The following is a 19703-nucleotide window of genomic DNA, read 5'->3' as shown; positions in this document are numbered from 1 at the left end:
CCCACCTTTACGCCAGATAAGGTGCCTGCAAGGCATTCAATATCGAGGTTCACGTCATGGCGACTGCCAATTCATCCGTAAAAATCGGAAACGTTACTTTTTCAAACAGTGCGCCGTTTGCCCTGATAGCGGGCCCGTGCCAGATGGAAACGCGTGAACACGCCTTCGATATGGCGGGCCGTCTCAAGGAGATGACCGATAAGCTCGGCATCGGTCTTGTCTACAAGTCCAGCTTCGACAAGGCCAATCGCACATCCTTGAAGGCTGAGCGTGGAATCGGCCTCGAAAAGGCAATGGAAGTTTTTGCCGATCTCAAGAAGGAGTTCGGCTTTCCGGTGCTGACGGACATCCACACTGAAGAGCAGTGCGCCGCAGTTGCTCCTGTGGTCGATGTCCTGCAAATCCCGGCATTTCTCTGCCGCCAGACCGATCTGCTGATTGCTGCCGCAAAGACGGGACGTGTCGTGAATGTCAAGAAGGGTCAGTTTCTGGCGCCGTGGGACATGAAGAATGTTCTTTCCAAGATTACGGAAAGTGGCAATCCGAATGTGCTGGCGACCGAACGCGGTGTTTCGTTTGGCTATAATACGCTCGTTTCCGATATGCGTTCCTTGCCGATCATGGCAGGCCTTGGTTCACCGGTTGTGTTCGATGCGACTCATTCCGTACAGCAACCAGGCGGGCAAGGTGGTTCGTCGGGTGGTCAGCGCGAATTCGTTGAGACACTGGCACGCGCAGCTGTAGCCGTTGGCGTTGCCGGGCTCTTCATCGAAACGCATCAGGATCCGGACAATGCTCCTTCCGATGGCCCGAACATGGTGCCGGTGGATAAAATGCCCGCGCTCCTCGAAAAGCTGATGGCTTTCGATCGTATCGCGAAAGGGCTTTAAACAGTTCTCGGAGAATTTAAAAAGGCGGGGGATTTTCCTCCGCCTTTTGTTTCGCTAAGCCATTCTCGCCGCTTTTTTGCGGTTAGGGCTTAAAAATTGGCCTGGTGCATAATCTTTTCTGAAATGTCTGCAAAGTTTCAGGATTATGCGCTAAGAAATGGCCGCATCGGATTTGTTAAGCGCCTCGCACATCTGGCGGGGCAATCTATAGGGAAGGACTGGTTCCTATGACTGCAATCATCGACATCGTCGGCCGCGAAATCCTCGACAGCCGCGGCAACCCGACCGTCGAAGTGGACGTTGTGCTTGAAGACGGCTCTTTCGGACGTGCTGCGGTTCCGTCTGGCGCATCGACTGGCGCGCATGAAGCTGTAGAATTGCGTGACGGTGGCAGCCGCTATCTCGGCAAGGGTGTGGAAAAGGCCGTCGAAGCTGTCAATGGCAAGATTTTTGACGCTATTGCGGGCATGGATGCGGAAAGCCAGCTGCTTATCGACCAGACGATGATCGAGCTTGACGGCTCGGCCAACAAGGGCAACATCGGCGCCAACGCTATTCTGGGCGTTTCGCTTGCCGTTGCCAAGGCTGCGGCCCAGGCAACCGGTCTCCCACTTTACCGCTACGTCGGTGGCGCAAACGCACATGTTCTGCCGGTTCCCATGATGAATATCATCAACGGCGGTGCACATGCTGACAATCCGATTGATTTCCAGGAATTCATGATTCTGCCAGTGGGGGCTTCGTCCGTTCGTGAAGCTGTTCGTTATGGCTCGGAAGTTTTCCATACCCTCAAGAAGCGTCTGAAGGATGCCGGTCACAACACCAATGTTGGCGATGAAGGCGGCTTTGCTCCTAATCTGAAGAATGCCCAGGCTGCGCTCGACTTCATTATGGAATCGATCGAAAAGGCCGGTTTCAAGCCGGGTGAAGATATTGCTCTTGGCCTCGACTGCGCTGCGACCGAATTCTTCAAGGACGGTAATTACGTCTATGAAGGCGAACGCAAGACGCGCGATCCAAAGGCTCAGGCCAAGTATCTCGCCAAGCTCGCCAGCGACTATCCTATCGTCACTATCGAAGATGGTATGGCTGAAGACGACTGGGAAGGTTGGAAGTACCTGACCGATCTTATTGGCGACAAGTGCCAACTCGTTGGTGACGACCTGTTCGTCACCAATTCCGCTCGTCTCCGTGACGGTATTCGTATGGGCGTTGCCAACTCGATTCTCGTCAAGGTCAACCAGATCGGATCGCTGTCTGAAACGCTCGACGCGGTCGAAACGGCTCATAAGGCTGGCTATACTGCCGTCATGTCGCATCGTTCGGGTGAAACCGAGGATTCGACGATTGCCGATCTCGCGGTTGCTACCAACTGTGGTCAGATCAAGACTGGCTCGCTGGCCCGTTCGGACCGTACGGCCAAGTACAACCAGCTGATCCGTATCGAGGAAGAACTTGGCAAGCAGGCCCGCTATGCAGGTCGCAGCGCATTGAAGTTCCTCTGATTTTTCTCTGAGACTGATAAAGGCGGGCTTCGGTCCGCCTTTTTTCGTTTTCGCCCTATATGACTTCCAATGCTCGGCATTTGACCGAATGCAATTATATTGATATCAATGTTATTGCATTGGTGTTTGAGCTGATGAGGCAGCGGCTTGGAATTCAGATGATGAAGCCGTGGGGGAGTTAACAACGGGAGAGAGAAAATGGCTTATATCGAAGGATTTGTTGTCGCCGTCCCCAAGGCGAACAAGGAACTTTATCGCAAGCATGCCGCCGAAGCTGCTGTATTATTCAAGGAGTTTGGCGTGACGCGTATGGTCGAAGCATGGGGGGATGATGTGCCGGATGGCAAGGTCACCGATTTTCGACGTGCGGTTAAGGCCGAGGCCGACGAGGAGGTTGTTTTCTCCTGGTTCGAATATCCCGACAAGGCAACGCGCGACGCTGCAAATAGCAAAATGATGAGTGATCCGCGTATGAAGGCGATGGGTGACCAGATGCCATTCGACGGCAAGCGCATGATCATGGGCGGGTTTTCCACAATTGTAGATGTTTGATCCTGTCAAACATTTTATCAATCTGAATGAGCGGCTCGTCTTATGATGAGCCGTTCTCGATTCCTGACGGGTTTGAATGGTTTGCGCGAGGTTCACTTCTTCCAGCTGTTACGAAAACTAGTCCCGACTGCTCCTGACATCGGTTCTTGGTAAATCTCTGTTAAGCAAAATAATGCTTGATGGTGGAATTCGGATTGATGCCCTTCGCAGGATTCGTAGTGGCACCGAATATCCGGGAAGGAAGCCGAAATGTGGACCAAGCAGAAGCGTAAATCGATCCGTGGGCGTTTTGTGTTGCCCATTCTGACGGCTGCATTTCTGAGTTACTTCGGCTTTCACGCCTATCACGGCGAATATGGTCTTTACTCCCGTATCCAGCTGGAAGAGCAGAAAAGTCTTCTGGCCAAGCAGCTCGAACAAGTGACGGCAGATCGCAACGCGCTCGAAAAACGAGTCACGCTTTTGCGCGATGGTTCCATCGAGAAGGATATGCTTGACGAGCAGGCACGCAGGGCGCTTAATCTCTCCCATCCCGATGAAGTGACAATTATCACCTCCAGGGAAGACCGTTCAAATTAACTGAAATCCGGTTAATTGTCTTTTTGTGATATGTTTTTAAGGGCTTGGCGACATAGCAGCTATGCTCTGGGCGCATATTGTATCTTGTGATATGCCCGTATAACGTCACAATAGAACGACAATTTAGGGAGCGAGATATGGCACCGAGGGCTAAAAAGTCGCCTGCTAGCAAAACGCAGGCGTCTTCTGTGACTGCACCCAAGGCACCTGCACCTGTGAACTTCGACAAGAAGCAGGAGCTGGACGCTTATCGCGAAATGCTGTTGATCCGGCGTTTCGAAGAAAAAGCCGGCCAGCTTTATGGCATGGGCTTCATTGGTGGTTTCTGCCACCTTTATATCGGCCAGGAGGCCGTGGTGGTCGGCATGCAGATGGCGCTGAAGGAAGGTGATCAGGTCATCACCGCCTATCGCGATCATGGTCATATGCTTGCAGCGGGCATGAGCGCGCGCGGCGTGATGGCTGAACTGACCGGACGTCGCAGCGGCCTTTCCAAGGGCAAGGGCGGCTCCATGCACATGTTCTCCAAAGAGAAGAACTTCTACGGCGGTCATGGTATCGTCGGTGCGCAGGTTTCACTCGGCACAGGCCTCGCATTCGCGAATCGCTATCGCGACAACGACAATGTAACGCTGACCTATTTCGGCGATGGCGCTTCCAATCAGGGTCAGGTCTACGAAAGCTTCAACATGGCATCGCTATGGAAGCTGCCGGTAGTCTACATCATCGAGAACAACCGCTACGCCATGGGCACATCGGTTTCGCGCTCGTCCGCAGAAACGGACTTCTCGAAGCGCGGTCTCTCTTTCAATATTCCGGGTATCCAGGTGGATGGCATGGATGTTCGTGCGGTCAAGGCTGCTGCGGATCTGGCCGTGGAATGGACGCGTTCGGGCAAGGGGCCGATCATTCTCGACATGCAGACCTACCGTTACCGCGGTCACTCCATGTCGGACCCGGCAAAGTATCGCTCGAAGGAAGAAGTGCAGAAGATGCGCTCCGAGCATGATCCGATCGAGCAGGTCAAGCAGCGTCTGATCGACAAGGGTTGGGCAACCGAGGAAGAGCTGAAGGAAATCGACAAGGATGTCCGCGACATTGTCGCTGATTCTGCTGATTTCGCTCAAAACGATCCGGAGCCGGATGCATCCGAGCTCTACACGGATATTCTGCTCTAATTCCAGGAAGGTGTTGTCATGCCCGTAGAAATTCTCATGCCCGCACTTTCCCCAACCATGGAAGAGGGCAAGCTCTCCAAATGGCTGAAGAAAGAAGGCGACAAGGTTACGTCCGGCGATGTGATCGCCGAAATTGAAACCGACAAGGCGACGATGGAAGTCGAAGCTGTCGATGAAGGCACGATTGGCAAAATTCTTGTCGATGAAGGCACCGAAGGCGTGAAGGTCAATACGCCGATTGCCGTGCTTCTCGGTGACGGTGAAAGCGCTTCCGATATCGGTTCTGCTCCGGCCGCCAAAGCCGAGGCACCATCGAGCGAAGCCAAGGAAGAGCCAAAAGCCGAAGAAAAGAAGACTGATTCTGTTCCGGCTGCTCCAAAGGCTCCAGCACTCGAAGTCGCGTCCGACCCGGACATTCCGGCTGGCACCGAAATGGTTTCTACGACCGTTCGTGAAGCGCTTCGTGATGCGATGGCCGAAGAAATGCGCCGCGACCCGAGCGTTTTCGTTATGGGTGAAGAAGTTGCCGAATATCAAGGCGCTTACAAGGTAACTCAGGGACTTCTCGATGAATTCGGTTCCAAGCGCGTTGTAGATACCCCGATCACCGAACATGGTTTCGCCGGTGTAGGTGTAGGGGCTGCTTTTGCAGGTCTGCGTCCGATCGTTGAGTTCATGACCTTCAACTTTGCCATGCAGGCAATCGACCAGATCGTGAACTCTGCTGCCAAGACGCTTTATATGTCCGGCGGACAGATGGGCGCTCCGATGGTCTTCCGTGGTCCGTCCGGTGCGGCTGCGCGTGTTGCTGCCCAGCACTCGCAATGCTATGCGGCCTGGTACAGCCACATTCCGGGTCTCAAGGTCGTCATGCCGTACACGGCAGCCGACGCCAAGGGCTTGCTGAAGGCTGCCATTCGCGATCCGAATCCAGTGATCTTCCTCGAAAACGAAATCCTGTACGGTCATCATTTCGATGTACCAAAGCTTGACGATTTCGTGCTGCCGATTGGCAAGGCCCGCATTCACAAGCAGGGCAAGGACGCCACCATTGTTTCGTTCGGTATCGGCATGACCTACGCCGTCAAGGCGGCTGAAGAGCTGGCCCAGCAGGATATCGATGTTGAAATCATCGATCTGCGCACGATCCGCCCGATGGATATTCCAACTGTAGTCGAATCGGTCAAGAAGACTGGCCGACTTGTGACTGTGGAAGAAGGTTTCCCGCAGTCGTCCGTTGGTACGGAAATCGCCACCCGCGTCATGCAGCAGGCTTTCGATTATCTCGATGCGCCGATCCTGACCATTGCTGGTAAGGATGTTCCGATGCCTTATGCGGCAAATCTGGAAAAGCTGGCGCTGCCGACTGTCGCCGAAGTGGTCGAAGCGGTGAAAGCCGTTACCTATACCGCGTAACGAAAGGGTCTGGACATGCCGATCAATATCACCATGCCAGCGCTTTCTCCGACGATGGAAGAAGGCAACCTGTCGAAATGGCTGGTCAAGGAAGGCGACAAGATCGCTCCTGGCGATGTTATTGCTGAAATCGAGACCGACAAGGCCACGATGGAAGTGGAAGCTGTGGACGAGGGCACGATTGCCAAGCTCGTGGTTCCCGCTGGCTCCGAAGGCGTCAAGGTCAATGCGCTGATCGCTATCCTCGCCGAAGAAGGCGAGGACGTGGCGGCTGCAGCAAAGGGCGCGGCTTCTGCTCCGAAGACAGAAGCGAAGGTCGAGGCTCCCAAGGAAGAGCCGAAGCCAGCCGCAGCTCCTGCAGCGGTGCCTGCACCAACCAAGGCAGAGCAGCCTGCTGCTGCGAATAAGGGTGACCGCGTGTTTGCGTCACCGCTTGCACGCCGTATCGCCAAGGAATCCGGTGTCGATATCGCCGCTGTGAAGGGTACCGGTCCGCACGGCCGTGTCGTTCAGCGCGATGTGGAAGCTGCTCTGGCTTCCGGTGGTGCCAAGGCTGCTGCGCCGAAGGCGGAAGCTGCCTCTGCTGCCGCACCGAAGCCGATGTCGGATGAAACCGTTCTCAAGCTCTTTGAGGAAGGCACCTACGAGATCGTTCCTCACGATGGTATGCGTAAAACCATTGCCCGCCGTCTGGTGGAATCGAAGCAGACTGTTCCGCATTTCTATCTGACGATTGATTGCGAACTGGATGCACTTCTGGCTCTGCGTTCGCAGATCAATGCAGCTGCACCGATGATCAAGACTGAAAAGGGTGAGGTTCCGGCCTACAAGCTTTCTGTCAACGATCTGGTGATCAAGGCTGTTGCTCTTGCACTGCGTGACATTCCTGAAGCCAATGTCTCCTGGACTGAAGGCGGTATGGTCAAGCACAAGCGTGCTGATGTCGGCGTTGCAGTCTCCATTCCGGGCGGTCTGATTACACCAATCGTGCGTCAGTCGGACTCGAAGACGCTGTCCGCTATCTCCAATGAGATGAAGGACCTTGCCAAGCGTGCGCGCGATCGCAAACTGAAGCCTGAAGAATATCAGGGCGGTTCGACCTCCGTGTCCAACCTTGGCATGTTTGGCGTGAAGGACTTTGCCGCGATCATCAATCCGCCGCATGCAACCATTTTCGCAATCGGCGCAGGTGAGCAGCGTGCAGTGGTCAAGAACGGTGAAATCAAGGTTGCGACCGTTATGTCTGTAACCCTTTCAACCGATCATCGTGCCGTCGATGGCGCGTTGGCTGCTGAACTTGCACAGGCCTTCAAGCGTCACATCGAAAACCCGATGGGTATGCTGGTCTGATTGATCAACTTCAAGGGCGTCGCGTTCTGCTGAACTCGACGCCTGAGGTTTTTGAATGGCTGGACAACCGAACCTACGCCCGGCTGAACGCCGTGAAGCCGCAGAGATCGCCATTCTTGTCGATATCTCTTCGCACGGTTTTGCGTCATGGCTCTGGTACGGGGCCGTTCTTGACGGGCGAACCGAAACGGCCATGGAACGCGGTCGGCAATATATGCGCGCTGACGGGAGCGAAGGCTGGCAGAGCGCGACCATAGCCGAATGGGCCGGCGATATTGCTGGGCTTTCCATCGGCTTCACTGTGGACGAAAGTATCAACGATCTGCCTGAAAAACATCCGGTTACGGATCAGCTGATCGCGATGCAGCGCAAGGTCATTGGCAACCGTTTTATAGATAGTGTTGGCGTTTATCGGGAGTTTCGCGGCAAAGGTATTGGCCGTGCACTCGTCGCCAACGAGATCGACCTGGCGTACCGGAACGGTAATCCGGCAATCAGCCTGATAACCGAAAGCCACAACGATGTGGCGCTTTCCCTTTACGGCGCCCATGGTTTCAAGGAAATTGAGCGGCTCGAAGCGATAGAACGCATTGGGCAGGACAAAAGACACGACTGGGTGCTGCTCACCCGAGAAGTGAACTGAGCAAAGGCAGGACAATATGGCCGACATTTACGACGTTATTGTTATCGGCTCGGGCCCGGGTGGTTATGTTACCGCAATCCGCGCTGCGCAGCTTGGCCTGAAGACGGCTATCGTTGAGCGTGAACATCTGGGTGGCATTTGCCTCAACTGGGGCTGTATTCCGACCAAGGCGCTTTTGCGCTCGGCTGAAATCCTGCATTTTGGCGAACACGCCAAGGATTACGGTCTGAAGCTGGAAGGAACGATCACACCTGATGTGACGGCTGTGGTACAGCGGTCGCGCGGTGTGTCCGCACGTCTTAATGGCGGCGTCGGCTTCCTGATGAAGAAGAACAAGATCGACGTGATCTGGGGCGAGGCAAAGCTTGTAAAGGCTGCTTCGGGCAACAATCCGGTTGAGATTTCGGTCGGCAAGTCGTCAAAGCAGCCGATGCAACCGCAGAACCCTGTTCCGAAGGGCGTTTTGGGGGAGGGCACCTACAAGGCGAAGCACGTTATCGTCGCCACTGGCGCACGTCCGCGCTCTTTGCCGGGCATTGAGCCGGATGGCAAGCTGATCTGGACCTATTTCGAAGCAATGGTTCCGCAGGAACTGCCGAAGTCCATGCTGGTTATGGGGTCGGGTGCGATTGGTATCGAGTTTGCCTCTTTCTACAATGACATGGGCGTTGACGTGACGGTCGTGGAATTGATGCCGCAGATCATGCCGGTTGAAGATGCGGAGATTTCCGCACTCGCGCGCAAACAGCTTGAAAAGCGTGGCCTGAAGATCATTACCGATGCCAAGGTTACCAAGGTCGAGAAGGGTGCAAATAATGTGACCGCCCATATCGAGACCAAGGACGGCAAGACGCAGTCGTTGACCGTGGACCGTATGATCTCGGCAGTTGGCGTTCAGGGTAATATCGAAAATCTTGGCCTTGAAGCACTCGGTGTGAAAACAGACCGTGGATGCGTCGTCATTGATGGATATGGCAAGACCAACGTTGCTGGCATCTATGCTATCGGCGACGTTGCCGGTCCGCCAATGCTAGCACACAAGGCCGAGCATGAAGGCGTTATCTGCATCGAGAAGATTGCAGGCCTTCCGAATGTTCATCCGCTCGAAAAGAACATGATTCCAGGCTGCACCTATTGTAATCCGCAGGTCGCTTCCGTTGGTCTGACCGAAGCAAAGGCCAAGGAAAAGGGCTACGATATCCGCGTTGGTCGCTATTCGTTTGCTGCAAATGGCAAGGCGATTGCGCTCGGTGAAGATCAGGGACTGGTTAAGACCATCTTCGACAAGAAGACGGGACAGCTGCTTGGTGCTCATATGGTCGGTGCGGAAGTGACTGAACTCATCCAGGGTTTCGTGATCGCCATGAACCTTGAAACGACTGAGGAAGAGCTGATGCATTCGGTCTTCCCGCACCCGACCCTTTCCGAGATGATGAAGGAAAGCGTTCTGGATGCGTATGGTCGTGTGCTGAACGCATAATACGGAGGGACACTCATTCCGCTGATCGAGAACGGAGGGCCATGGCGGCGTGCCGCCTGGCCGATCATTAAGTGGTGTACTGTTGGAGGACTGGTGCTGGGCTTTGCAGCCGGCACCTTGAGTGTTCTTGGCGGCAACACCATATCGGTCAACGGAGTGGCCATAACCGGTTGGTATGGTGTCTGGGTACTCACATTGGCGCTCGGCGCTGCAGGCTTGGTATTTGGCCTGATATGGGCATTAGTTTTCCGGGCTCTTGGACTGGCGGCGCGGCGATGAGTAGCAAATCGCTCAAGTTGACAGGGTTGAGGGCAGGGATTAGGACCGAACCGAATTTGGGAGCATTTCAGGTCCATTCATGAAAATGCTTCGGATAGGCAGGAAAAAGCATGGTTACAGTTCTCGATCTGGTGAACCAAGGCAAGCGTGAGCGGCATCCAGAGAAGGCGCATCGTCCGGACAATGTTGTCCTGAAGAAGCCCGAGTGGATTCGTGTCAAGGCTCCTGTCTCACGCGGCTACAGCGAAACGCGCGATATCGTTCGCTCAAACAAGCTGGTCACGGTTTGCGAAGAGGCAGGTTGCCCGAACATCGGCGAGTGCTGGGAAAAGAAGCACGCGACCTTCATGATCATGGGCGAGATCTGCACGCGTGCCTGTGCTTTCTGTAACGTCTCGACCGGTATCCCGACTGCGCTCGATCCGAACGAACCCGAGAATGTTGCCAAGGCCGTCAAGCAGATGGGCTTGATGCATGTGGTTATTACATCGGTGGATCGCGACGATCTTGCCGATGGTGGTGCGCAGCATTTTGCTGAGGTCATTCAGGCCATCCGCGAAGCTACTCCTGCTACCACGATTGAAATCCTGACGCCGGATTTCCTGCGCAAGGAAGGCGCTCTCGAAGTCGTGGTGAAAGCCCGTCCCGACGTGTTCAACCACAATCTGGAAACTGTGCCGTCGCGTTATCTGAAGGTTCGTCCTGGCGCTCGTTATTTCCATTCGATCCGTCTGCTGCAGCGCGTCAAGGAACTGGACCCAACCATTTTCACCAAGTCCGGTATCATGGTCGGTCTTGGCGAAGAGCGGAACGAAATCCTTCAGTTGATGGACGATCTGCGTTCGGCTGATGTGGATTTTATGACCATCGGCCAATATCTTCAGCCGACCCGCAAGCATCATCCTGTCATTCGCTTCGTGACACCCGACGAATTCAAGTCGTTCGAGACGATTGGTCGGACGAAGGGCTTCCTGCTGGTTGCATCCAGTCCGCTGACGCGTTCATCGCATCACGCTGGCGATGATTTCGCGAAGCTGAGAGCCGCGCGTGAGGCGCAGATCGCTGCACGGGCCTAAGACAGGAAATGCCGCAGTTTACGACCGTCAGGCGGGTACATCACCGGGCAGAGCAAATGTTCGGTCTCGTTGCGGATGTCGAGAAATATCCGCAGTTTCTGCCAATGTGCGAGGCCTTGTCTGTTCGCTCCCGCAAGGAGCGTGACGGAAAGTCTCTTCTCATTGCCGACATGACAGTTGGTTACAAGCTTATCCGTGAGACATTCACCAGTCAGGTGCTGCTGAAGCCCGAGGAAAACGTCATTGATGTAAAATATCTCGACGGGCCGTTTCGCTATCTCGACAACCGCTGGACCTTCAAGCCGGTGGGAGACGGAAGTGAGTGCGATGTCGAGTTTTTCATCGATTATGAGTTCAAGAGCCGTACCCTCGGTCTTCTCATGGGAACGATGTTCGATCTCGCTTTCAAAAAATTTTCCGAAGCGTTTGAGAAGCGGGCCGATCAGATATACGGACTAACCTGAGAAAAGCCCTGGTTTTCCGGGGCTCTCATTTTTTCTTTTCACGCACATCTTATCTGAAAACCGTTTCACACTTTTCAGGATGTGCTTTTACTGCGCCGTATAGCCGCCATCGACCAGTATGGATGCTCCCGTGACGAAGGAAGATTCGTCGCTTGCCAGAAAAAGCACGACGCTGGCTACTTCTTCGGCGCGACCGAGACGACCTATAGGATGCAGGGCTACTAGAGCCTGTTTCTTGTCGTCGGGTATATCCTTGAGAAGCGGCGTATCGATATAGCCGGGACAAACCGCGTTCACCCGGATGTTCTGCGCACCGTAATCAATGGCAAGTGTCTGCGTCAGAAGTTTTACGCCGCCCTTTGCAGTCGCATAGGCGGTGACGCCGGATTTCCCGACATGACTGTGAATGGAGCCGCAATTTACGATCACTCCGGCGCCCTGTGAGCGCATCTGGTCAATCGCGTATTTATCGCAAAGATAGACACCGGTAAGGTTGATATCGATGGTTTTCTGCCATGCAGTTTCATCCAGCTCGTCTATCGGGCCATCTGCGGCGATGCCTGCATTGGCGAACATAATGTCGAGGCGACCATAAGTTTCGACGGTTTTTGCAATCAACGCCTGCACGGCTTTCGTATCGGTTACATCGGTTTTGACGAATATTGCCCGTTCGGTGCCGCTTGCAAGCTCGCTGGCCAGTTGCTGGCCATGCTCCGAATAATCCGCGATAACGACATTCGCTCCCTCGCGAACAAAAGCCCGAACAGTCGCTTCGCCGATGCCACTTGCCCCACCTGTAACGATTGCCACCTTACCATCGAAACGCATCGCCATGTTCTCCTTGTCTGATCAAAGACAAGGATAGGGCGCGACAGATAAAAGTATATGCTTCAGATTATCGAAGGTTTTCCAGAACGAGGTCCAGTGCGGCGAAAACCGTCGCGTGGCGGATTTCGGCTCTGGTTTTTGGACCGAAATGGTATTCGCGATGAAGGGGCGGGTGGCCTTTTCGCGCCGATGCGATGTGCACGAGACCGACAGGTTTTTCATCGGAACCGCCGCCTGGCCCCGCAACGCCCGTAACCGCCACCGTTACACCGGCGCGGGAGCGAGAAAGTGCCCCTTCAGCCATGGAAAGCGCCACTTCTTTCGAGACAGCGCCAACGCGATTGATCAATTCCATCGGAACACCGATCATTTCGGCTTTCGCTTCGTTGGAATAAGTAACGAAGCCGCGATCCACGACATCGGATGAACCGGCGATGTCGGTCAGAGATCCAGCTATAAGCCCGCCTGTGCAAGACTCGGCCATCGCGATCATTACACCGGCCTTGCGGCAGGCTTCCAGCACGGCAATAGCTTTGTCTTCTGCGATGAGCGCGCTCATTCGGGAACCTCGCCGGGATAGATGACGGTTGCCGTTGCAATGGCAGCAATACCTTCACGGCGTCCGACGAAGCCAAGTTTTTCGTTGGTTGTGGCTTTAATGGAAACGCGATCGGCGGCAATTCCCAGCATGTCGCAAAGAGCTTCCGTCATTGCTGCACGATGTGGGCCGATCTTCGGTGCTTCGCTGATAAAGGTCACGTCGACATTGGCGATACGACCGCCAGCTTCACGCACGATATTGGCAGCATGTTCGATAAAGATGCGGGAAGCAGCGCCTTTCCATTGTGGGTCGGAAGGCGGGAAATGCGTGCCGATATCACCCGCTCCTCGCGTCGCAAGCAGGGCGTCGGTCAGCGCATGAAGTCCAACATCGGCGTCTGAATGGCCATTGAGTTTCGCTTCGTGGGGAATTTTCACACCGCACAGCGTCACATGATCGCCGGGTTCAAAGGAATGGACGTCATAACCATTGCCAGTACGAATGTCGGGAAACGAGACTTGGTCTTGCCGCAGGCGTTTGTCAGCCATTTCGATATCCTTTGCCCAGGTAAGCTTGGTATTGTCCGCCGATCCTTCGATGATGCGGACAGCGATACTTTGCCATTCGGCAATGGCAGCATCATCCGTGAAATCAGAGCGACTGATCGTGAAGGCCTTTTCATGTGCATCAAGGATTGGCGTATAGGGAAATGCTTGGGGGGTCTGTGCAGCAAAAAGACCAACGCGAGGCACCGTCGTTTTTACTGTTCCGTCTGTGGCTGACTGTTTGAGAGTGTCCGAAACTGCCAGAGCCGGTAGAACGCCTTCATCAGGCGCGAGATTTTCGACGATACGCTTCAGTAAATCCTGACTGACAAACGGTCTCACACCATCATGGATCATGACATATTGCGGCGCATAATCTCGCAATGCGAGGAGACCAAGGCGCGTTGATTCCTGCCGGGTAGCGCCGCCATTCACGACGAGAATGGTGCCGCAGTTTTCCGGGAGGGCGCGTTCGTAAAGCACATGGTCGTCTGGATGAATGACGACAACGATGCTATCAACCAGCGGGCAGTCGATAAAAGCGCGCAAAGTGCGGGCAAGTACGGCTTCGCCACCGATGCGCCGGTATTGTTTCGGCCCTTCGATGCTCTGCCCGGCTCGCTCTCCGCGGCCAGCTGCCACAATGACTGCTGCTATCTTTGAAATGGTTGTCGCCTCTGCCAAAGGTTGCATCTGTTCAAATTTGCCTTTTCAAGCCGAATAATGCCTTGCGCAGATAAATGCCAGACGGCAATTGATTTATCGTGATTTTGCGCGCGCTTTTCCTTGCGTTGAAAATTGAGACTGATTAATGTATGTGCTAATTGCACTATGCACATCAAATAGGCATTTATTGGTGAGTTTTCTCGATCAACCTTTGACCATTGGCGATGTGGCCCTTGCCAATCGCGTTTTCCTCGCGCCGATGTCTGGCGTTTCGGACCTTCCGTTCCGCAGGCGTGCCGCAGAGGCTGGCGCTGGCATGGTCGTGTCTGAAATGGTCGCCAGCGCCGAACTCTGTAACCGTCACAAGGAAAGCCTTCTGCGTCTTTCGGGTGAAGGGCTTGGAACGCATGTCGTGCAGCTCGCGGGACGAGAAGCACACTGGATGGGCGAGGCGGCCAGGATCGCCGAAGGTGAAGGCGCTGATATCATCGATATCAATATGGGGTGTCCGGCCAAGAAAGTGACGGGCGGTTATTCGGGATCTGCGCTGATGCGCGATCTCGATCACGCAATGACCCTCGTCGAGGCCACGGTTAATGCGGTCCGCGTTCCGGTCACACTCAAGATGCGGCTGGGATGGGACGAGAAAAGCGTCAACGCGCCTGAACTTGCAAGGCGCGCTGAAGGAGCCGGTATTGCCATGGTGACTGTCCATGGGCGCACGCGTTGTCAGTTCTATGAAGGTAAAGCGGACTGGAATGCAATTCACGCCGTCCGGGATGCAGTCAGGATTCCTCTGATTGCCAACGGAGACGTGGCGTGTCGACCTGATGCGGAGGAAATTTTACGCCGTTCCGGAGCGGATGCCGTGATGGTTGGGCGTGCCTCTTATGGACAACCATGGCTGGCCGGTGCAATTGCTGGAAGCGATCTTGCCCCACAGTCACGAAGTGAAATTCTTGATTATATTATAAAGCACTACGAAGATATGCTCGAGCATTATGGAAGTACGACGGGCATCCGTCATTCGCGCAAACATCTCGGCTGGTATCTTGATCGTCATGCTGGCGCTGCATGTACGCCAATCGAGAAAGCAGAAGTCATGACCCTGACTGACCGGAAAGCCGTCATCGATGCCTTGCGTCGTATATTCATGCGCGAAGTTCCTGAAACCGCGCTCAAAGAGGTTGCCTGATGCGCGAGAGAACCGAAACGAACGGTATTCCGTCTGTTGTACTCGATGCGATCAGCCAACCGGTTATCATGGTTAGCGCCGAGAATTATATCGCCTATGCCAATCTGGACGCGGAACAGTTCTTTCGTTCCGGCTCGTCCATTCTGGCGCGCAACCGGCTGGAATCCTTTCTGCCCTTCGGCAGCCCGCTTCTGGCACTCGTCGATCAGGTTCGCACCAGTCAGATGCCGGTGAACGAATATCGCGTCGATGTCTCGTCGCCGCGTCTTGGGGCAGAGCGCATCGTTGATGTTTACGTAGCGCCTGTAGCGGAGCTGCCGGGAGCTGTGGTCATCCTCTTCAAGGAAAAGACGATGGCTGAAAAGATAGACCGCCAGATGACGCATCGAGGTGCTGCGCGGTCCGTGACCGGGCTTGCCTCAATGCTGGCCCATGAAATCAAAAACCCTTTATCCGGTATCCGCGGTGCGGCACAATTGCTGGAGCAGGTTGTCAGCGATGAAGATCGAGCGCTTGCGCGCCTCATTACCGACGAAACGGATCGGATTGTTTCACTGGTTGACCGCATGGAAGTTTTCTCGGACGAGCGCCCCATCGAGCGTTCTGCGGTCAACATTCACGCGGTTCTGGATCATGTGAAGGCGATTGCGAAGAACGGGTTCGCACGGAAGATCCGCTTTGTGGAAGATTATGATCCTTCTCTCCCGCCGGTTTTCGCCAATCGTGACCAGCTCGTGCAGATCTTTCTCAATCTCCTGAAGAATGCCTCGGAAGCCATAGGCGATCGTGAGGGCGGCGAGATTGTCCTGTCCACGGCTTATCGTCCAGGCATTCGTCTACAGGTGCCGGGCGCACGGGACAGGGTGGCGCTGCCTCTCGAATTCTGTGTGCATGATAATGGTCCAGGTGTGCCGCAGGATATGCTGCCGCATTTGTTCGATCCGTTCGTGACCACGAAGACCAATGGCTCGGGGCTGGGATTGGCACTCGTTGCGAAGATCATTGGCGATCATGGTGGCATTATCGAATGTGACAGCCATCCTTCGCGAACGACTTTCCGCGTTCTGATGCCCGCATGGAAAAATACTGAACTGGCAGCTGGAAATACTGGAGATAACGCATGATCGCAGGACGTCCGACGGGAACCATATTGGTGGCGGATGACGATGCAGCCATTCGGACCGTGCTGAACCAGGCATTGTCGCGAGCAGGCTACGATGTGCGCGTAACTTCCAATGCTGCCTCGCTCTGGCGATGGGTGGCTGCAGGTGATGGTGATCTGGTCATTACAGACGTCAATATGCCGGACGAGAATGCCTTTGATCTTCTGCCGCGCATCAAGAAGATGCGTCCCGACCTGCCGGTTCTGGTGATGAGCGCGCAGAACACATTCATGACGGCAATTAGGGCATCCGAGGCGGGAGCCTACGAATATCTGCCGAAGCCATTCGATTTGACGGAACTCATTAATATCGTCGGTCGTGCGCTGTCTGAACCAAAACACAAGCCCATTGCCGCTCTATCGGATGAGCAAGCAGATAACATGCCGCTGGTGGGCCGTTCGCCTGCGATGCAGGAAATATACCGGGTGCTGGCGCGCATGATGCAGACGGACTTGACCGTGATGGTTACGGGTGAATCCGGTACGGGCAAGGAACTGGTTGCGAGCGCCCTGCACGAATATGGACGCCGTCGAAAAGGACCGTTTGTTGCGATCAATATGGCGGCAATCCCACGCGACCTGATTGAGTCTGAGTTGTTCGGGCACGAGAAGGGCGCTTTTACCGGCGCACAAAACCGCTCGAGCGGTCGCTTCGAGCAGGCGAATGGTGGAACACTGTTTCTCGACGAAATCGGTGATATGCCGATGGAAGCACAAACCCGACTTTTGCGTGTGCTGCAACAGGGCGAATATATGACAGTCGGCGGACGCACGCCGATCAAGACCGATGTGCGCATCGTTGCAGCAACCAACAAGGATTTGCGGCAGTTGATTGCACAAGGACTTTTCCGCGAAGACCTTTATTATCGGCTGAATGTCGTGCCTCTGCGCTTGCCGCCGCTTCGCGAGCGCAGCGAGGATGTGGCGGATCTCGTGCGCCATTTTTTCAAGCGGGCTGCCGAAGAAGGTCTGCCCGAAAAACGTATCAGCACTGCTGGCCTGGAAATGATGCGCCGGTACCCATGGCCTGGAAATGTGCGTGAGCTGGAAAATCTCGTGCGAAGACTGGCGGCGCTTTATCCGCAAGAGGAAATATCGCCGGAGATCATCGAAACCGAATTGAAGTCTGAGTTGGCCAAGCCGGATATCGTTCCCGCCGGTGGTGGCGATATGGAGAACATTTCCATATCGCAGGCTGTCGAGCAGAATATGCAGCGTTACTTCGCGTCATTCGGTGCCGACCTGCCGCCTCCAGGTCTCTATCATCGGGTTCTGGCGGAACTGGAATATCCCTTGATCCTTGCCTGTCTTACGGCAACACGTGGAAATCAAATCAAGGCGGCAGATCTTCTGGGATTAAATCGGAACACGCTGCGCAAGAAAATTCGTGAGCTAGGGGTCAATATATATCGCGGCAACAAGGGAAACTAAGCGGTAGTTGGGCGCTAATAACGCATTAACTACATTATTTAATAGGCGATTAAGTCTGCTCGACTACTGTTAGTTGCATGAGAGATCAGCAATCCACGCGAAGCAAGAAAACCCGGCGCATTCTCGAACCGGCTGTAAGGAGCGGCATTCTTGCTGCGCCTTTGATATTGATGCTAGCGATCGTCGTCATCTTGTCTGGAGCAGAGCCTAAACTCTCTGCGATGATAGATCAAACCTTCACCGGTTCGATAAGCCCCATCATAAAGTAATGCTCATTAGCCTTGAAGAAGACGCCTGAAGTCCTACTCTTTTAGGATAGCTAAAGGAGATAACCATGCGTCTTGCTGTTACGACTTTGTTTCTCGGTCTGTCTGTTGCTGCGGCCTATGCCGCTCCGCCACCGGAAGGCACCAAACTTTCGGAAATAATCGCGAAAATCGAACAGAATGCGGATACTGCTTTCATTGATGAAGTCGACTGGAATGATCGTGGTTATTACGAGATCGAATATGTCACCAAGGCTGGCGCCAAGGTGGAGGTGAAGGTCGATCCAAAAACCGGAGAAAATGTTCGCTAGTCTCTGACACTTGTGCGAGCGATTATGTTGGAGCGGGTAGCGGGAATCGAACCCGCGCGTTCAGCTTGGGAAGCTGACAGGCTACCATTACATCATACCCGCAAACTGTAATGTAGTTCAGTCGATTAGCGACAAATTCGACGAGGCCGCTTTAGAAAGTTTTACAGTTGGTTTTGCCAAACTATGTTCTCTTTCTGGTCTCGTCAAACTGTTTTGTCGACAGGTCGGCCTTGTCACTACATGCGGTCTCATGACCTCACGAAACACTACAGTACCGTGACAAATTTTTCATGAACCATTCCATTGATATCCAAGATTGAGAGGCCATCTGCAGGTAACGCTCCCAACCATGCAGCCAGATTTGCAGGCTGTTGCAGATGACAGGAAGTCCATGGGTAAGACCACAAAGCGCCGAGCACTACTTATCGTAAACCCACATGCCCGAAATGGCAGGGGATACGGCGCGGATATTCGTGCAGCATTGGAACGCGGTGGCCTCCAGCTCATAGAACGAAATCCGCAGGACGATGAAACAATTTCAGATGTGATCCTTCGTGAAAGAGATTGCGATCTGGTTATTGTCGGTGGTGGCGACGGTTCGCTGAACGCTGCGGCCAAAGGATTGATGGAAACCGGATTGCCGCTTGCAATCCTTCCGCTGGGAACCGCAAACGATTTTGCCCGAACCATTGGCATTCCTGCCGATCCAGTTGAGGCAGCGCGTCGCCTTGCATCCTACGAGGTGCAGCCCATCGATCTGGGTGAGGTGAACGGTCACCTTTATTTCAATGTCGCAAGTATCGGTTTCAGTGCTGAATTGGCGCAGCAACTGAGTTCCGCGGCGAAGAAGAAATGGGGGAAGCTCGGTTATGCGATTGTCGCAGCGCGCATCCTCATGCGCTCCGAGCTTTTCACAGTCTATCTGGAACATGACGGCATGACAGAGAAAATCCGTACGTTGCAAGTCTCTGTCGGGAATGGAAAATTCTACGGCGGCGGTATGGCTGTCGAAAAGGATGCGACAGTGGATGACGGTAAGCTGGATTTCTATAGTCTGGAAGTCGATCACTGGTGGAAGCTTTTGCGCCTGCTTCCAAGCTTGCGTCGCGGTACCCATTCCAAATGGGATGATGTACGGGCTTTCCCGACGACCGAAGTTATTGTGCGCACCAAGAAGCCGCGTGCCGTAAACACAGATGGTGAACTGTCAACCTGGACACCTGCCCATTTTCGTCTGCTGCGCAAAGCAATCAATGTTTACATGCCAGATTCAAAATTGAGGCCGTGATGTTGATCACGCAAAAAAAGACCCGCCTTGTTGGAGCGGGCCTAATCCATGACGTTAG

Annotated in this window: 20 protein-coding genes and 1 tRNA gene; 17 read left to right on the top strand and 4 right to left on the bottom strand. The window is 54.3% G+C overall.

The annotated features are described in order from the left end of the window. Nucleotides 1–56: 56 nt before the first annotated feature. The 12 genes from kdsA to ABDF71_RS08150 all read left to right on the top strand — a co-directional run bounded on the left by kdsA (nucleotide 57) and on the right by ABDF71_RS08150 (nucleotide 11412). Nucleotides 57–890 carry a 3-deoxy-8-phosphooctulonate synthase gene (kdsA, locus tag ABDF71_RS08205; protein WP_010660002.1) on the top strand — a complete coding sequence of 278 codons (834 nt, stop codon included), beginning with the start codon at nucleotides 57–59 and terminating at the stop codon, nucleotides 888–890. A 227-nt stretch (nucleotides 891–1117) separates the two neighbouring features. Further along, the gene (gene eno / locus ABDF71_RS08200; RefSeq protein WP_029924698.1) at nucleotides 1118–2395 is read left to right on the top strand and encodes a phosphopyruvate hydratase; all 1278 of its coding nucleotides are present in this window, start codon (nucleotides 1118–1120) and stop codon (nucleotides 2393–2395) included. Between the two features lie 198 nt (nucleotides 2396–2593). Continuing rightward, nucleotides 2594–2947 carry a DUF1428 domain-containing protein gene (locus ABDF71_RS08195; RefSeq protein WP_010660004.1) on the top strand — a complete coding sequence of 118 codons (354 nt, stop codon included), beginning with the start codon at nucleotides 2594–2596 and terminating at the stop codon, nucleotides 2945–2947. Nucleotides 2948–3196: 249 nt separating this feature from the next. Next, nucleotides 3197–3526, top strand: coding sequence for an FtsB family cell division protein (locus tag ABDF71_RS08190; protein ID WP_010660005.1), 330 nt, complete (start codon nucleotides 3197–3199; stop codon nucleotides 3524–3526). Between the two features lie 137 nt (nucleotides 3527–3663). Further along, complete coding sequence (pdhA, locus tag ABDF71_RS08185; RefSeq protein WP_012091970.1) at nucleotides 3664–4704, top strand: pyruvate dehydrogenase (acetyl-transferring) E1 component subunit alpha; 1041 nt, start codon at nucleotides 3664–3666, stop codon at nucleotides 4702–4704. A gap of 18 nt (nucleotides 4705–4722) precedes the next feature. Further along, nucleotides 4723–6120: a pyruvate dehydrogenase complex E1 component subunit beta gene (locus ABDF71_RS08180; RefSeq protein ID WP_151663032.1), complete on the top strand. Its 1398-nt coding sequence runs from the start codon at nucleotides 4723–4725 to the stop codon at nucleotides 6118–6120. Nucleotides 6121–6135: 15 nt separating this feature from the next. Next, entirely contained in the window at nucleotides 6136–7470 is a 1335-nt protein-coding gene (locus tag ABDF71_RS08175; RefSeq protein ID WP_010660008.1) for a pyruvate dehydrogenase complex dihydrolipoamide acetyltransferase, read from the top strand. A gap of 55 nt (nucleotides 7471–7525) precedes the next feature. Further along, a complete protein-coding gene (locus ABDF71_RS08170) occupies nucleotides 7526–8113 on the top strand; it encodes a GNAT family N-acetyltransferase (protein WP_043062029.1) in 588 nt (195 codons plus the stop codon). A gap of 16 nt (nucleotides 8114–8129) precedes the next feature. Beyond that, nucleotides 8130–9593, top strand: a complete 1464-nt coding sequence (gene lpdA, locus ABDF71_RS08165; protein WP_036586703.1) for a dihydrolipoyl dehydrogenase — start codon at nucleotides 8130–8132, stop codon at nucleotides 9591–9593. 93 nt (nucleotides 9594–9686) lie between these two features. Continuing rightward, nucleotides 9687–9872, top strand: a complete 186-nt coding sequence (locus tag ABDF71_RS08160; protein ID WP_043062028.1) for a hypothetical protein — start codon at nucleotides 9687–9689, stop codon at nucleotides 9870–9872. Nucleotides 9873–9982: 110 nt separating this feature from the next. Then, complete coding sequence (gene lipA / locus ABDF71_RS08155; protein WP_437260079.1) at nucleotides 9983–10948, top strand: lipoyl synthase; 966 nt, start codon at nucleotides 9983–9985, stop codon at nucleotides 10946–10948. A gap of 8 nt (nucleotides 10949–10956) precedes the next feature. Further along, nucleotides 10957–11412 carry a type II toxin-antitoxin system RatA family toxin gene (locus tag ABDF71_RS08150; RefSeq protein ID WP_029924707.1) on the top strand — a complete coding sequence of 152 codons (456 nt, stop codon included), beginning with the start codon at nucleotides 10957–10959 and terminating at the stop codon, nucleotides 11410–11412. A gap of 87 nt (nucleotides 11413–11499) precedes the next feature. Here ABDF71_RS08150 and ABDF71_RS08145 read toward each other — a convergent pair whose 3' ends face one another. From ABDF71_RS08145 to ABDF71_RS08135, 3 genes are all read right to left on the bottom strand, one after another. Further along, nucleotides 11500–12240 carry an SDR family NAD(P)-dependent oxidoreductase gene (locus ABDF71_RS08145; RefSeq protein ID WP_437260129.1) on the bottom strand — a complete coding sequence of 247 codons (741 nt, stop codon included), beginning with the start codon at nucleotides 12238–12240 and terminating at the stop codon, nucleotides 11500–11502. 67 nt (nucleotides 12241–12307) lie between these two features. Continuing rightward, complete coding sequence (locus ABDF71_RS08140; protein ID WP_010660015.1) at nucleotides 12308–12799, bottom strand: CinA family protein; 492 nt, start codon at nucleotides 12797–12799, stop codon at nucleotides 12308–12310. After that, on the bottom strand, nucleotides 12796–14019 hold the full coding sequence (locus tag ABDF71_RS08135) for a bifunctional 2-C-methyl-D-erythritol 4-phosphate cytidylyltransferase/2-C-methyl-D-erythritol 2,4-cyclodiphosphate synthase (RefSeq protein WP_500061463.1): 1224 nt from the start codon (nucleotides 14017–14019) through the stop codon (nucleotides 12796–12798). Before ABDF71_RS08135 ends, ABDF71_RS08140 begins: the two co-directional genes overlap by 4 nt. A gap of 163 nt (nucleotides 14020–14182) precedes the next feature. Between ABDF71_RS08135 and dusB the strand changes: the two genes are divergently transcribed. The 4 genes from dusB (at nucleotide 14183) to ABDF71_RS08115 (ending at nucleotide 18357) form a co-directional block, all read left to right on the top strand. Continuing rightward, the gene (gene dusB / locus ABDF71_RS08130; RefSeq protein ID WP_200892867.1) at nucleotides 14183–15187 is read left to right on the top strand and encodes a tRNA dihydrouridine synthase DusB; all 1005 of its coding nucleotides are present in this window, start codon (nucleotides 14183–14185) and stop codon (nucleotides 15185–15187) included. Continuing rightward, nucleotides 15187–16311 carry a two-component system sensor histidine kinase NtrB gene (locus tag ABDF71_RS08125; protein ID WP_010660018.1) on the top strand — a complete coding sequence of 375 codons (1125 nt, stop codon included), beginning with the start codon at nucleotides 15187–15189 and terminating at the stop codon, nucleotides 16309–16311. Before dusB ends, ABDF71_RS08125 begins: the two co-directional genes overlap by 1 nt. Further along, nucleotides 16308–17780 carry a nitrogen regulation protein NR(I) gene (gene ntrC / locus ABDF71_RS08120; protein WP_029924717.1) on the top strand — a complete coding sequence of 491 codons (1473 nt, stop codon included), beginning with the start codon at nucleotides 16308–16310 and terminating at the stop codon, nucleotides 17778–17780. The genes ABDF71_RS08125 and ntrC overlap by 4 nt, the downstream gene beginning before the upstream one ends. A 334-nt stretch (nucleotides 17781–18114) precedes the next feature. Beyond that, entirely contained in the window at nucleotides 18115–18357 is a 243-nt protein-coding gene (locus ABDF71_RS08115; protein WP_029924719.1) for a PepSY domain-containing protein, read from the top strand. A gap of 28 nt (nucleotides 18358–18385) precedes the next feature. On the opposite strand, the gene ABDF71_RS08110 is transcribed toward ABDF71_RS08115, so the two are convergent. Beyond that, a tRNA-Gly gene (locus tag ABDF71_RS08110) sits at nucleotides 18386–18459 on the bottom strand. A gap of 289 nt (nucleotides 18460–18748) precedes the next feature. Between ABDF71_RS08110 and ABDF71_RS08105 the strand changes: the two genes are divergently transcribed. Next, nucleotides 18749–19645, top strand: a complete 897-nt coding sequence (locus ABDF71_RS08105) for a lipid kinase (RefSeq protein ID WP_029376096.1) — start codon at nucleotides 18749–18751, stop codon at nucleotides 19643–19645. Nucleotides 19646–19703: the final 58 nt, after the last annotated feature.

Origin of the sequence: Ochrobactrum sp. WV_118_8 (genome assembly GCF_039631535.1) — a bacterium.
Taxonomy (GTDB): domain Bacteria; phylum Pseudomonadota; class Alphaproteobacteria; order Rhizobiales; family Rhizobiaceae; genus Brucella; species Brucella anthropi.
Note: the sequence above shows the minus strand (reverse complement) of the source record. Positions and strands in the feature narration are given on the sequence as shown.